Origin of the sequence: Virgibacillus sp. DJP39, assembly GCF_049310925.1 — a bacterium.
In the GTDB taxonomy this organism is placed as follows: domain Bacteria; phylum Bacillota; class Bacilli; order Bacillales; family Amphibacillaceae; genus Virgibacillus_F.
Genome location: NZ_JBMERP010000009.1, coordinates 32,831 through 46,111, shown reverse-complemented (window position 1 = coordinate 46,111; position 13,281 = coordinate 32,831). Strand labels below are relative to the sequence as shown.

Here is a 13,281-nt window from a genome sequence, read left to right as displayed (position 1 = left end):
TAGAGATAAGAGGTGAGTACATGGGAGAATTTGTACGTAATTGTCGATTGTGTAAAGAGCCAATAGAATCAACGCCATTTGCGTTGTGCGCAACATGTTTATTGGAAAGTAATCGTGTACAAAGTTTTGTCATCAAATATCCACATGTCTCAATTGAAAGAATCTCAGAGGAAACTGAAGTCCCAAGTGATAAGGTGAAACAAATGGTTAAATTAGGCTCAAATTAATACTGAAACCACAACAAACTATAAGAGAATTGCTCATGGGAGCAATTCTCTTTGCTTCTGTCTATACTTTTGGTGGTGATAGAACCTGTATTCCTTCGACACCAGAAGCTAACTGCTGATCAACAATTTTTGCATCATCAATATGCTGTAAGATAGCTTGTTTAATGGTGTTAAACGACTCATTTGTCTCATCAATATAGTTAACCATTTCGACCGTCAATTGATTTTGACTGTTGATTTTTTCCAGTACATTCTGGGTGTTAGTTTTTACTGTTTGTACAATCGTAGCCATTTCTTTTAGCATGCCAACAGTTTTACTGTTTATTTCAGTTGATGCCTGTAATGTCTTTTGATTTTCATAGGTATCCTGTTCAGCTTCCTGTATTTTATGTTGAATTGTAGTGGTGACTTCATCAATATGATGTGTACTTTGAGCCGTGTTTTCTGCGAGTTTTCTAACTTCAGCTGCAACGACTGCAAAGCCTTTGCCGTGTTCACCAGCACGTGCTGCCTCTATGGAAGCATTTAGTGCAAGCAAATTAGTTTGGTTTGCTATTTCACTTATTACCTGAACAACTTCTTTAATGGTTTTGGAATGTTGGCCAAGTTCTTTCATACTACCGGCAGTTTTGGTCATCTGTTGTTCCAGACCATCCATAAGGTGCTTATTCTTTGTCATAATATCCTGGTATTCTTCTGATTGCTTTGAAAGCGAATCGGAGGAACCGACAAGGCTGTATCCTGTCTCAAGCAAGTTGCTTGAATTTTCACTCGAAGCTTGCCCAAGTGTTTGGATTTCTTCGAATCGTTGCTTTATTAGAACGACCAAATCTTCTAAATCATGGTGCTGCGAGTTAACATGGTCATGTTGATCGATGGTATGTAACAAGTCCTTCTCCAGGCTTGAGAGGAATGCAGCATTTTCTTTATATAAGGTATCTTTTTCTCGCGTTATTTCAGCAATCCTTACATTTGCAGCATCTAATTTCTGTTGCAATGTTCTACGGCTATTATTCTTATTACTAAACAATGTTGTTCCTCCTCTAGTTACAAAACGCACTTGGTCCGCAAGATAGTTTGTCTAGTCTTATTTTCGGTTGTTTAGCCAAATTATAAAGGGAAATTGGCTAATTTTAGGAAATAATTAAAAATTCTATTGACTATTGGTTTTCAAAATACTATAATTATTGAGAATCGAATCGGAAGGAGGTCATTAAAATGGAAAAATTTATTCAATTAAACAAAGTAAACTTCATACAATTTGATGACCTTCTAAGCGGAAAAGCATAGCAGTACATATTGTTTTTTAGTGTCTTAGAAGGTCACACCTAACTGTGGCCTTTTATATTTTTATGGGGAGATTTGCAAATCCACCCATTTCTTTTATGAAAACATGCGTCATAGACGTGTGTTTTTTTATGTCTAAAAAGGCCATAAACAGGGAGATTTGATGAAATTCAAGCAAACAAGATTCGAAAAAATGCATCCGTGGATTAGCGCTCGTTTCGTAAGCCGATAATTCGTTGCTCTTGCAGATTGACGCTATCAGGTCCACTACGCATTTTAACAGAGAAGGTGACGACATATGTTTCAGGTATTTAAGAAGTTAGACTGGTTTTTTAAGCAATATTGGAAAAGTTATGTATTTGCAGTAGTTGCATTAATTATTGCAAGTGCAATTGGGTTAATCCCACCGAAGTTAATTGGTTATGCAATTGATGAAATTCAATTTGAAACACTTACAATGAAGCTTCTTTTAACAATTATCGGTGGCTATCTTGTGTTAATTGTTGTTCATTATGCAATATCATTTTTATGGGATTATACATTGTTTAGTGGTGCTGCAAAACTGGAACGTTTATCAAGGAGCAGATTGATGGACCATTTCTTAACGATGACCCCGACGTTTTTTGGGAAGTTTAGAACTGGAGATTTAATGGCCCGGAGTACGAATGATCTGAGGTCAATTCAGCTCACAGCTGGGTTTGGAATATTAACATTGATTGATTCAAGTATATTTATGATCATGATAATTGCGGTAATGGGATTTACAATTAGCTGGCCCTTAACACTTGCTGCCTTAATTCCATTGCCAGTCATGGCAGTTGTTATGAATAAGTATGGAGGTACGATTCATAAACGCTTTATGGAAGCGCAGACGGCCTTTGGAAACATGAACAACGAAGTATTAGAATCGATTCGTGGTGTTCGGGTAATTCGAGCATTCGTTCAGGAGAGACAGGACGAGAAGCGCTTTGCAACAATGACAGATAATGTCTACCAAAAAAATATACAAGTTGCAAAAATCGATGCGCTATTTGAACCAACAATGAAAATTCTTGTAGGGCTTTCATACACGATTGGTCTTGGGTATGGGGCATTACTCGTATTTGAAGGTGTAATTACACTTGGTGACCTTGTTACATTTAACGTATATTTAGGGATGTTAATCTGGCCGATGTTTGCGGTCGGTGAGCTGATAAACATCATGCAGCGGGGAAATGCATCACTTGACCGTGTAAATGAGACGATGAATTATGAAGCAGATGTTAAAAATCCTGCTGAGCCTATTTCTGTAAATCAAATAAATACGATTGAATATGACCATATATCCTTTACGTACCCTGAAACCAAAGTTAAACAGCTGGATGATATTTACTTAAATGTTAAACGTGGACAGACGGTTGGGATAGTAGGGAAGACAGGTGCTGGTAAAACTACATTGTTTAAGCTTCTTCTCCGCCAATATCCTGGAGTTAAGGGTAAGATAAATATCTCTGGGGTGGATTTAAATGATATTAGTTTAGAGGATGTTAGGTCGTGGATTGGTTATGTACCACAAGACCAAATGATGTTTTCTAAAAGTATCCGGGAAAATATTCAATTTGGTAAAGCTGATGCAACAGACAAGGAGATTTACCGGGTAATGGACTTGGCCCATTTCTTAACGGATATGAAACAACTGCCTCAAGGACTAGACACTCAAGTAGGCGAGAGCGGTGTCACATTATCAGGTGGTCAAAAACAGCGGGTTGCTTTAGCACGTGCTTTTATCAAAGAACCTGAAATATTGATTCTGGATGATTCTCTATCAGCAGTAGATGGAAAAACAGAATCCAAAATCATCGAACATTTGCGAGAAGAACGTAGAAATAAAACAACATTTATTGCAGCACATCGATTATCTGCAGTAACACATGCAGATCACATTATTGTGTTAGAGGAAGGTAAAGTAATTGAACAGGGAACACATGAAGAGTTAGTTGAAAATAATGGTTGGTATAATGAACAATACAGCCAGCAACAACTCCAAAATGAGGAGGTGGGTTCCTAATGAACAAAGCATCAACTGAAAAAAGATTATTTCAATATGCACTACATTATAAACGAAGTATAATAATTGGACTTATTTGCTTAATAATTGCTGTAGCACTGGAATTAGCTGGGCCATTAATTGCTAAACGAATTATTGATGAACATATACTTGGTATAGAAGGAAATTGGCAACAGGTAGAAACCAATAACGATTCAAATACAGTAGAATATGATAATAATTATTACAAAAGATCCGATCGGCTTACAAAGCAGGATCAGCCAAAAAATCAAGTCACTATTTTTCAGGTAGAGTCGAGCTACTATCTGGTGAATGCTGATGTTCCTCTCAGTGGTAAACGGAGTATTAACGCAGATAATGAAATAGTTGTTAAAACTAATGAAGAAAAGCAAACTTATACAGGGGAAAAATTAAGTTATACCGATATTTATCCTTTTTTTCAACCTGAGAAGGGGCCAATACTGTTTTTATTAGGTCTATATATGTTTTTGTTAGTAATTGCAGCATTCTTCCAGTTCTTTAAAACGTATTTATTACAAAAGGCGTCCAATCAAATCGTAAAGAAAATGCGAAACGATATTTTTCAACATACACAGCGAATTCCTATAAACTATTATGTTGATCAACCAGCGGGAAAAGTTGTGGCTAGAATTACGAATGACACAGAGGCCATAAGAGACTTATATGAACGGGTTTTTTCAATAGTGGTTACGAGTGTCATTTACATGGCAGGAATTTTCATAGCATTGTTCATATTAAATGTTCAATTAGCCTTTATGTGTTTATTGATTGTTCCGCTAATCTTAGGGTGGATGAAGGCCTACAAATACTTTGGCACAAAATATAATACTGTTATTAGAACGACAATAAGTGATATTAATGGAAGTATTAGTGAAGCAATTCAAGGTATGCCAATCATTCAGGCTTTCCTTCATGAAAAGAAGACAAGGAAGGACTTTGAAATACTAAATGAACGTCATTACACATTTGAACGTAAGTTGGTGAAGTTAAGTGCACTGACTTCCTATAATTTGGTGACCGTAATTCGAAACTTAGCATTTGTAGGTTTCATATGGTATTTTGGATTTATGTCGTTTGATGCTACAGCTATCATTTCAGTGGGTATGTTGTATGCCTTCGTAGACTACCTCAACCGCTTGTTTGAGCCTGTCACAGATATTGTGCACCAGCTTCCACTTATTGAACAAGCTAGGGTAGCAGGAAATCGAGTATTCGAGCTGATGGATCAGGATGGAGAACAGGTTAAAACAGATTATGTTGATAAGTACCGTGGGAAAGTAGAATTTAATAATGTATCTTTTGCCTACAATGACAAGGATTATGTGTTAAACAATATATCCTTTCAAGTTAATGCTGGGCAGACTGCAGCGTTTGTCGGGCATACTGGATCAGGTAAAAGTTCAATCATGAATCTGTTGTTTCGTTTTTATGACCCACAACAAGGAACTATTACGATTGATGGATTCCCTACAAAAGAGTGGTCACGTCAACAAGTCCGAAGTCATATGGGAATTGTCCTTCAAGATCCATTCCTGTTTTCAGGTACAATCCTGTCAAATGTTACAATGGGTGACCCATCAATTTCAAAAGATCAGGCAGTTAGCGCACTAAAAGCTGTGGGTGCAGATCGATTTATTGAAAAATTACCTGAAAAATATGATGATCCTGTAACTGAAGGTGGAAGTACATTTTCATTAGGTGAAAGACAGCTGTTATCATTTGCACGTGCATTAGCATTCGACCCAGCCATTCTTATATTGGATGAAGCTACTGCGAACGTAGATACTGAAACCGAAGCTGTTATACAACGGGCACTGGAAATTTTAAAAAAAGGTCGTACAACACTGGTAATTGCACATCGCTTGTCAACAATTCAACAAGCTGACACAATTTTTGTACTTGATCATGGTATCATAAAAGAACAAGGAAGCCATGAAAAATTAATTCAGGAAAACGGAATGTATTATCAGATGTATCAGATGCAACAGGGTAATACTAGAAAAGCTGTTTAATTTTTATTGGTGCTGGTGTGTGAGGTGACTTATGGATAACAATAATAAAAACAATAGTGATCATGATGTAATCGATGAGGATTTGTATGAAGAGATTGATGATGCTGAGCTTATTGAATTAGTCGAAGCCGAACGAATAAACGCGATAAAGCGGGCACAATATAAAAATAAACAAAATAAGCCAAAACGTCCATTTCCAAAATGGGTGTTTTGGCTAATTGCAATTATGATGATAGCAAATGTGTTTGCCTTTTTTCCAAAGGTGATTTCCGTACCAGCTATTGACTTTCTCATTACTTCTTCAAAGCTTTCCATGCAGGATGATATACGTACATACAAGAAAGCTGTGGTTGTCATCGAAACGGAACAATCAAGAGGCACAGGTTTTTCGATTAATGAAAACGGAACAATTATTACCAATGAACATGTAGTAAATGGAGAAAAGAACGTAACAGTAGCATTTCCAGACGATGGTCTTCATAATGCGAAGGTTGTTGCTACCTACCCAGAAATAGATTTGGCTGTTCTGGAAACAGAGGGCGGCAAATTTCCCTCCTTGGATTTGGCGAAAAACCCAACTTTTACTGAAGAAAGCCTGATTTATTTTGTTGGAAATCCACTGCGGTTCCAAGGGATAGCTAACAAGGGAACCATTATTGAAAAAACCTTACTGGGTGATTGGAAAAAAGAGGTTGTGATGATTGATGCACCAGTTTACCATGGCAATAGTGGAAGCCCTGTAATACAAAACGGAAAAGTGATTGGTGTTATCTTTGCAACACTGGGCACTGATAATTATGGAAAAGTTGGTCTCTTTATTCCAATTGACTATTTATATTCGGCCTCTGAGAAAACTTTTAATTAACTCCCTGTTAAGTTTGAAAAAACTAATTTGGGGAAATTAATATATAAGAGATTAAGGAGGTTTTTAAATGCTTTATTTAACATCAACTTTAAAATCATTCAATATTCATGCAACAGATGGAGAAATGGGAAAAGTAAAAAATATTTACTTTGATGACCATGACTGGGCTATCCGTTATGCACAGGTGGACACACATAAATGGCTGCCAGGAAGAAATGTATATTTGTCTCCTTCATCCTTTACTAAAATGAATGATGAGGAAAAGTATGTTGAAGTAAATCATACAAAAGACACTGTTAAAGACAGTCCTACAATACCCGCTGATACTGAAATATCCCGTACTAATGAAGAAAGTCTGACAGCTTATTATGGATGGAACAGTTACTGGAGAGCACAAAATCTGTGGGGCGCCGTAGATAGACCGCTTGTCCCAAGGGTGCCAGTTCAGGATGAAGAAAAAACCGGTGTACGTCATGAATTAAAAACAAACGAAAACAAAAAATATGATTTGCTGAATGAATCAGAAGCCATCGGAATGAAGATTCATGGACATGATGGTAAAATGGGTGAAGTAACAGACCTGGTTTTCGATGATGACAATTGGAAAATTGACTATCTTGCAGTAAAGGTAGTAAGAGTACCCGTAGAAGAATATTATTTGATTAAGTCAGAGCATATCACTTCCGTTGAATGGATGGAAAAAGATTTGTATGTTGACTTAAATGCAAATTATTTAGATGAACAAACCAGCTATGAGACAAAAGAAGATGCTTTGGCAAGTCTTAGGTAAGGTAAAAGGTGTTTATGCTGAGAAATCGGCATAAACGCTTTTTTTCGCAGTAAAGAAAAATTTCATAAGTGCAAATAGGCCTTGGCTAAAAACAAAGTTATCTAAAGAAATTTGTCGGAAGTAACCGATTTTTAATGTAACTGTAAATGATCTGTGATAGTAACAACAGGCGCTATCGGTTAAGATTAGTTATATTGAATTGAAAATAATACCTAATAATATAGAGATGGTGGTTTTCATAATGAATATAACTAATAATGATAGATATTTATACAATACACCCAAAAATAATAAAAAAATAACGAATTTTATACTGGCTGGAGGTGCTGTGGGTTGATTAGTAACCAGTCTATAAAAGAAAGTCCCCTTGAGGAGATGATTTCGTCAGCCAAGGCCGGGGACAAGGAAGTACAAAATTATCTTTTAAAGATGTATCAACCGTATATAGCTAAATGTGTCTCTGAGGTTTGCAAACGTTTCATAGATCCAAAGCGTGATGATGAATTCAGTGTCGGTCTTTTTGCTTTTAATGAAGCAATTCAAACCTATTCTTCTGATAAAGGAAGTTCGTTTCTCTCATTCGCGAAGCTAGTTGTTAAAAGGAAAGTGATTGATTACATACGATTTGTTAAAAAAACACCAACAACTGCTTCTCTAGATCAAAGCTATGATGAAGAAAAAATGGAGAATCCCGCTGAACTTGTAGCGGTTAATGAAAAATATCAAATTGAGCAGGATGCATGGTACCGCAGAGAAGAAATAAATGATTTTAAAAAGAAACTGTTAGAATATAAACTAACATTAACGGAACTCACAGAGGCTTCTCCAAAACATAAGGATGCGCGTGAATCTGCTATTCGAACTGCAAAAATTTTGTACCAGGATGTTCAATTAAGAGAGTATGTTGAACATAAGAAAAGACTTCCAATAAAAGAATTGGTAAAAAGAGTGGACGTAAGCAAGAAAACGTTAGAACGGAACAGGAAATTCATTTTAGCAATATTTATTGTGCTGGATGAAGATTATCTGTATCTTAAGGATTATCTTAAAGGGGTGGCTCAGTGAGTAAAGGGATAGTGATGGAAAAGCACCGTCAATTTACCATAATAATGACACCAGATGGTAGCTTTCGAAAAGTGAAGCCTTTGAAAGGTGCAAACATCGGTGCGGAAGTTTCCTACGAGTTATTGTCTACTAACAAGTCTGGTTTATCGTTATTGAAACCACATAGAAAAAGTAGCTGTTCTATGAAATATATAGCTATAGCATGTATGGCACTTTTGTTTGTTATGCCTTTTTACTTTTTAGGTGATCAAAACAAAACGTATGCTTATGTCAACTTGGACATAAATCCAAGTATAGAAATAGAAATAGATGATCAATTAAATGTAGTTGCTATTTCACCACTGAACGAAGACGCACAGAAACTGATAAAGGAACTTCCAAATTATAGGGATAAAAAAGTTGAACAGTTAATTGAAACAATCATGAACAAAAGTGATGAACTCGGGCTAACAGAAAACGGTAAGAATGTTCTCGTTGGTGTAAGCTACATTGATAGTCAGGCTGACACAATTTTAAAGACGGTTGATCATTATTTTTCAAATCATAACACGTCGTGGAATATTGCAACTTTCCAAGTTCCAAAACAGGTAAGAAAGCTTGCTTTGCAGCAGAATATCTCTATGAACAAGGTGATGGCTGATACCATGAAACAAAACGTAGCATCAGAAAAGTTGAGTGTTGACCCCCTTATTAACGATGGCGAAAAAGAACTTATTCATTCATTTTATACTTCGTCTAACGCAACCCATCAAAATAACGGTGGAAATACAACCATAACTGATTCAGATGTTAAGGATGAATCCAATAATTCTGCGATAATGAAATTGAAAAAGAAATCGAAGCAACATCCAAGTGAACTGAAAAAACAAAACTCTGCAAACCATAAACATGGGGATAACCATCATGTGCGTGATAACACAAAACACGCTGAAAAGGAAAAAGGAAAATATAAAAATAAGAATAAAGAAAAAGGTAAAAAAGAGAAACAAGAAAGAAAAAAAGTAAAAAAAGTAAAAAACGCTAAAAAAGATAAAAAAAATAAATGAAAAACTGGTTGATTCTATTCATACAGAATCAACCAGTTTTTTTACATTTCCAAAACAGCTGTTGGCGTGTACTTCATTGCGTGATCGATATAATACAGTAATTGATCATGACTCTTTACTACATTGTCCTGATCAGATGAATAATAGTAGGAGTGTAAAAAAAGTTGGATTCGCTTAGACAACATGTCGTCATTTGTTCGAACCATCAACACGAGTAAATCGTCCCATTGTCCCCACAAGGTGTAATAGAGCGCTTTGTCATAATCTGGAATATCCACTGACTTCCCCTCCTCAAGATTAAAGGATTACATATAGTCTGCCCCTATAATAAATATATTTCCGAAAACATAAATGGTGTATTTTCCAAAATAAGGACCTTTAAAGAATAATTTCTTTTGGAGGTTACATACTAACTGCAAATAAGTTAGGAGGGTGAAAAAGAATGAAATTAATGATGATGGGAATAGCACTTATGACCAGTCTTGCTTTAGTTGGATGTCAAGATGGTGGTAATGAGGGAGCAGCACCAGACAACAATAACAACATTGAACAGACGGGATACAAAGGTGGAACTGATGAAGGTGCCGGTTTAGGTATGATGAACAACCAGCAAAATCGGCAAAATGGCAATATGAATCAAAATAATGACGGTGCGAATCAAACCAACAATGAAAATCAGCGCAACAATGGAAACAACTATAATATTTCGGATGAAGCGGCTGAGAAAATTACCAAACAAGTAAAAGGAATAGAAAATGTGTATGTTGTCACTACGGAAAATAATGCTTATGTAGCAGCAACGTTTGACAAAAATGGAAATAACCAGAATAACACCAATGGCGGAAACACTAACAACGGAAACAACCAAAATAATAAAACAGATAATGGCGATAAACTTACTGATGATATGAAACGGAAGGTCTCTGATATTGTGAAATCAGTGGACGATACAATTGAAAATGTATACGTATCTACAAACCCAGATTTTACTGACTTAGTCACAAATTATGCTAACCAGGTACAGAATGGTGAACCTATTGAGGGACTGTTTGATCAAATGGGGAACATGATAGAGCGCGTATTCCCACAAGAATAAATTTAATAGTACCGAAGTGCTACAACATTGTTGTAGCACTTTTTAGGTTCTTAGCCTAAGTTTTGTTGCTTTATACCCGTCGCATTTGATGGAAAATACGACGTAGTTTACCGCTGCGAAAACACACTACGCGCACCTTAGGGAGGCTGTTGAGCCTCCTCGTGCTACGCACTGCGGGGTCTCACCGATGCCTTTCCTCCCGCAGGAGTCTTCGTGTATTTCCTTCGCTGGCGTATTACTTAACAACCGCCGTTCATCTAATCAGACTGTTGAAGGGAAGGGGCAGTCAATTCCTCGAAAATACATGTTCCATGAAAACATGTGATTCCTAGTGAAGGCAGAATGCGTAGACTCCTGCGGGAACAGCACGAGTCCGAAGACCCCGGAAGAAGCGTTCTTTGCTTCTGAGGAGACTGAGGCCGTGCCCGCGGAAAGCGAAGTATTCTGCCGGAACGGCGACGGAAAAGTATCCACTACTTCGCCTTTTAAAGATTTTGCGTCAACAATAATCATATAAACACAATCGCAAGGATCCTTAGTACAAGCACGCAAAAGCAAGGAGTATTTCCGGAGCAATATCACGATGTCCCCCATTTATCGTGTTTTTTGTTGATGTCAGCAATCCACTGTTCTAATTATTTTTAAAGTTTAAGGGTAGAAACACTAACTTTGAAAGAAATTAAAACATATGCTATTCTTAAACATGGAAATTCATACTATTCATAGTGAATTACTATGCTTTAATATAAAACGTGGAGTTGAAATAAATGGGCCGAGAGTTTATTAAATTGTTTGAGGATTGGGCTGACTCTTATGACAGTAGTGTTTCTGGAGAAGATCCACAATATGCAGCAGTTTTTCAGCATTATGATAAAATATTAGATGAGGTCGCAAGGTATTCTTCTGGAAATGTCATGGAATTTGGTGTCGGTACAGGAAATTTAACCTTGAAATTACTAAAGAATAGTGAAAAAGTTTTTGGGATTGAGCCATCATCTGCTATGCGTAAAATTGCAGCAGAAAAATTACCGGAACTATCTCTTTATGAGGGAGACTTTTTGTCTTTTCCAAGGTTTGACGATAAAATGGATACAGTTGTAAGTACTTATGCTTTTCATCATTTAACGGATACCGAAAAAGATAAGGCAATTTCTGGATTCACAAAATTACTCACTGATAAAGGTAAGGTTGTTTTTGCAGACACAATGTTTGAATCGGTCGTTGCGAAGGAAGCTATTATTACGGCTGCTGAAGAAAAAGGGTATAAGGATTTAGTAGAGGATTTAAACCGTGAATACTATCCTTATATAAGTACATTACAAGAACTTTTCGAGAAAAATGATTTTCATGTTAGTTTTAAGAGAATGAACACGTTTGTTTGGCTTGTTATAGCTAAAAAAAATAGAGGAGTGTGATTTGAAATGACAAAGAAAATGAATGTAGAAAGCTTTAATCTAGACCATACAAAGGTTGTAGCACCATACGTACGCCTAGTGGGGGTCACCACTGGTTCAAATGGTGACGACGTTTATAAATACGACATTAGATTTAAACAGCCAAATAAAGAACACATGGATATGCCTGGACTACATTCTATTGAACACTTAATGGCTGAGAATATTCGTAATCATATGGATAATGTCCTCGACATTGGCCCAATGGGATGTCAGACTGGTTTCTATTTAGCAATTTTAAATAATGATAATTATGAACAGGTTTTAGACACCCTGGAAAAAACACTACATGATGTATTAAAAGCTGAAGAAGTACCTGCATGTAATGAAGTTCAATGTGGTTGGGCAGCAAACCACAGTTTAGAAGGTGCAAAAACTATTGCACAGGATATGCTGGATAAGCGTGATACCTGGCATCAAATTTTTGAACAATAAGAGGTATTTATCATGACTATCTATAAATCCGTTAATGAACTGATCGGAAACACACCTTTACTTCAGTTGACAAATTTCCCCCTACCAGAGGGGGTTCGTTTGTATGCCAAGCTTGAGTATTATAACCCAGGTGGAAGTGTCAAAGACCGATTAGGCAGAAAGCTAGTAGATGAAGCTATAAAAAGTGGCGAGTTAAAAGATGGTGGTACGATCATCGAGCCCACTGCAGGCAATACTGGTATAGGGTTAGCTTTAGCTGTTTTAAACATGAATATCAAGGCAATCTTTTGTATTCCCGAACATTTTAGTGAAGAGAAGCAAATGATTATGAAAGCGCTTGGAGCGGAAATTGTTCACACCCCAAGAGATAAAGGTATTCTTGGTGCAATTGAAAAAACAAACGAGCTATTATCTACTATTCCAAACAGTTTTTCACCACAGCAATTTAAAAATCCTGCAAACCCACTGACGTATTACGAGACATTGGCACCTGAAATTATTCGCGATTTGGCCGGGAATCCGGACGTTTTTGTTGCAGGTGCAGGTTCTGGTGGGACATTTATGGGGTCAGCCAGTTATTTTAAAGAAAAAACGAATGCTATAAAAAATGTAATTGTTGAGCCGGAGGGTTCGATTATTGCAGGTGGTGATTCTGGTCCTCATGAAACAGAAGGAATTGGCATGGAGTTTTTGCCTGATTATATGAATCGGGATTACTTCGACGCAATCCACACCGTGTCAGATGATAATGCATTTAGACTGGTGCAGGAACTTGCTGAAAAAGAAGGGTTACTAGTTGGCAGTTCTTCGGGTGCCGCTATGTACGCAGCACTTGAGGAAGCAAAGGTAGCAAAACCTGGATCAACAATTGTAACGATCTTTCCTGATGGTAGTGACAGATATCTTAGCAAAGGTATTTATAGATTCTAGCTATGT

General features: G+C 36.8%; 13 protein-coding genes. 11 read left to right on the top strand and 2 right to left on the bottom strand.

What is annotated here, in order from left to right; all coding sequences use genetic code 11:
* Positions 1 to 20 precede the first annotated feature (20 nt).
* Complete coding sequence (locus tag ACOI1D_RS05310) at positions 21 to 227, top strand: hypothetical protein (protein WP_422499800.1); 207 nt, start codon at positions 21 to 23, stop codon at positions 225 to 227.
* A 61-nt stretch (positions 228 to 288) separates the two neighbouring features.
* Here the strand turns inward: ACOI1D_RS05310 and ACOI1D_RS05305 are convergent, their stop codons facing one another.
* Entirely contained in the window at positions 289 to 864 is a 576-nt protein-coding gene (locus tag ACOI1D_RS05305) for a methyl-accepting chemotaxis protein (RefSeq protein ID WP_422499838.1), read from the bottom strand.
* A 948-nt stretch (positions 865 to 1,812) separates the two neighbouring features.
* Between ACOI1D_RS05305 and ACOI1D_RS05300 the strand changes: the two genes are divergently transcribed.
* From ACOI1D_RS05300 to ACOI1D_RS05275, 6 genes are all read left to right on the top strand, one after another.
* Complete coding sequence (locus ACOI1D_RS05300) at positions 1,813 to 3,561, top strand: ABC transporter ATP-binding protein (RefSeq protein ID WP_422499799.1); 1,749 nt, start codon at positions 1,813 to 1,815, stop codon at positions 3,559 to 3,561.
* Entirely contained in the window at positions 3,561 to 5,594 is a 2,034-nt protein-coding gene (locus tag ACOI1D_RS05295; protein ID WP_422499798.1) for an ABC transporter ATP-binding protein, read from the top strand. Before ACOI1D_RS05300 ends, ACOI1D_RS05295 begins: the two co-directional genes overlap by 1 nt.
* A gap of 31 nt (positions 5,595 to 5,625) precedes the next feature.
* Positions 5,626 to 6,459, top strand: a complete 834-nt coding sequence (locus ACOI1D_RS05290; RefSeq protein WP_422499797.1) for a S1 family peptidase — start codon at positions 5,626 to 5,628, stop codon at positions 6,457 to 6,459.
* 67 nt (positions 6,460 to 6,526) lie between these two features.
* A complete protein-coding gene (locus ACOI1D_RS05285; protein ID WP_422499795.1) occupies positions 6,527 to 7,249 on the top strand; it encodes a PRC-barrel domain-containing protein in 723 nt (240 codons plus the stop codon).
* Positions 7,250 to 7,585: 336 nt separating this feature from the next.
* Complete coding sequence (gene sigI / locus ACOI1D_RS05280) at positions 7,586 to 8,314, top strand: RNA polymerase sigma-I factor (protein ID WP_422499836.1); 729 nt, start codon at positions 7,586 to 7,588, stop codon at positions 8,312 to 8,314.
* Positions 8,311 to 9,360 carry an anti-sigma-I factor RsgI family protein gene (locus ACOI1D_RS05275; protein WP_422499793.1) on the top strand — a complete coding sequence of 350 codons (1,050 nt, stop codon included), beginning with the start codon at positions 8,311 to 8,313 and terminating at the stop codon, positions 9,358 to 9,360. The genes sigI and ACOI1D_RS05275 overlap by 4 nt, the downstream gene beginning before the upstream one ends.
* A 41-nt stretch (positions 9,361 to 9,401) precedes the next feature.
* On the opposite strand, the gene ACOI1D_RS05270 is transcribed toward ACOI1D_RS05275, so the two are convergent.
* Entirely contained in the window at positions 9,402 to 9,638 is a 237-nt protein-coding gene (locus tag ACOI1D_RS05270) for a YhdB family protein (protein ID WP_422499792.1), read from the bottom strand.
* A 164-nt stretch (positions 9,639 to 9,802) separates the two neighbouring features.
* Here ACOI1D_RS05270 and ACOI1D_RS05265 point away from each other — a divergent pair, with 164 nt between their 5' ends.
* The 4 genes from ACOI1D_RS05265 (at position 9,803) to ACOI1D_RS05250 (ending at position 13,275) form a co-directional block, all read left to right on the top strand.
* Positions 9,803 to 10,456: a YhcN/YlaJ family sporulation lipoprotein gene (locus ACOI1D_RS05265; protein ID WP_422499790.1), complete on the top strand. Its 654-nt coding sequence runs from the start codon at positions 9,803 to 9,805 to the stop codon at positions 10,454 to 10,456.
* A gap of 767 nt (positions 10,457 to 11,223) precedes the next feature.
* Positions 11,224 to 11,871, top strand: coding sequence for a class I SAM-dependent DNA methyltransferase (locus ACOI1D_RS05260; RefSeq protein WP_422499789.1), 648 nt, complete (start codon positions 11,224 to 11,226; stop codon positions 11,869 to 11,871).
* Between the two features lie 6 nt (positions 11,872 to 11,877).
* A complete protein-coding gene (locus ACOI1D_RS05255) occupies positions 11,878 to 12,345 on the top strand; it encodes an S-ribosylhomocysteine lyase (RefSeq protein ID WP_422499787.1) in 468 nt (155 codons plus the stop codon).
* 12 nt (positions 12,346 to 12,357) lie between these two features.
* Positions 12,358 to 13,275, top strand: coding sequence for a PLP-dependent cysteine synthase family protein (locus ACOI1D_RS05250; RefSeq protein WP_422499785.1), 918 nt, complete (start codon positions 12,358 to 12,360; stop codon positions 13,273 to 13,275).
* Positions 13,276 to 13,281 lie beyond the last annotated feature (6 nt).

Coding starts and splice junctions, on each gene's coding strand:
- ACOI1D_RS05310 (WP_422499800.1), top strand. CDS start 21: ATGGGAGAATTTGTACGTAATTGTCGATTGTGTAAAGAGCCAATAGAA.
- ACOI1D_RS05305 (WP_422499838.1), bottom strand. CDS start 864: ATGACCAAAACTGCCGGTAGTATGAAAGAACTTGGCCAACATTCCAAA.
- ACOI1D_RS05300 (WP_422499799.1), top strand. CDS start 1,813: ATGTTTCAGGTATTTAAGAAGTTAGACTGGTTTTTTAAGCAATATTGG.
- ACOI1D_RS05295 (WP_422499798.1), top strand. CDS start 3,561: ATGAACAAAGCATCAACTGAAAAAAGATTATTTCAATATGCACTACAT.
- ACOI1D_RS05290 (WP_422499797.1), top strand. CDS start 5,626: ATGGATAACAATAATAAAAACAATAGTGATCATGATGTAATCGATGAG.
- ACOI1D_RS05285 (WP_422499795.1), top strand. CDS start 6,527: ATGCTTTATTTAACATCAACTTTAAAATCATTCAATATTCATGCAACA.
- ACOI1D_RS05265 (WP_422499790.1), top strand. CDS start 9,803: ATGAAATTAATGATGATGGGAATAGCACTTATGACCAGTCTTGCTTTA.
- ACOI1D_RS05260 (WP_422499789.1), top strand. CDS start 11,224: ATGGGCCGAGAGTTTATTAAATTGTTTGAGGATTGGGCTGACTCTTAT.
- ACOI1D_RS05255 (WP_422499787.1), top strand. CDS start 11,878: ATGACAAAGAAAATGAATGTAGAAAGCTTTAATCTAGACCATACAAAG.
- ACOI1D_RS05250 (WP_422499785.1), top strand. CDS start 12,358: ATGACTATCTATAAATCCGTTAATGAACTGATCGGAAACACACCTTTA.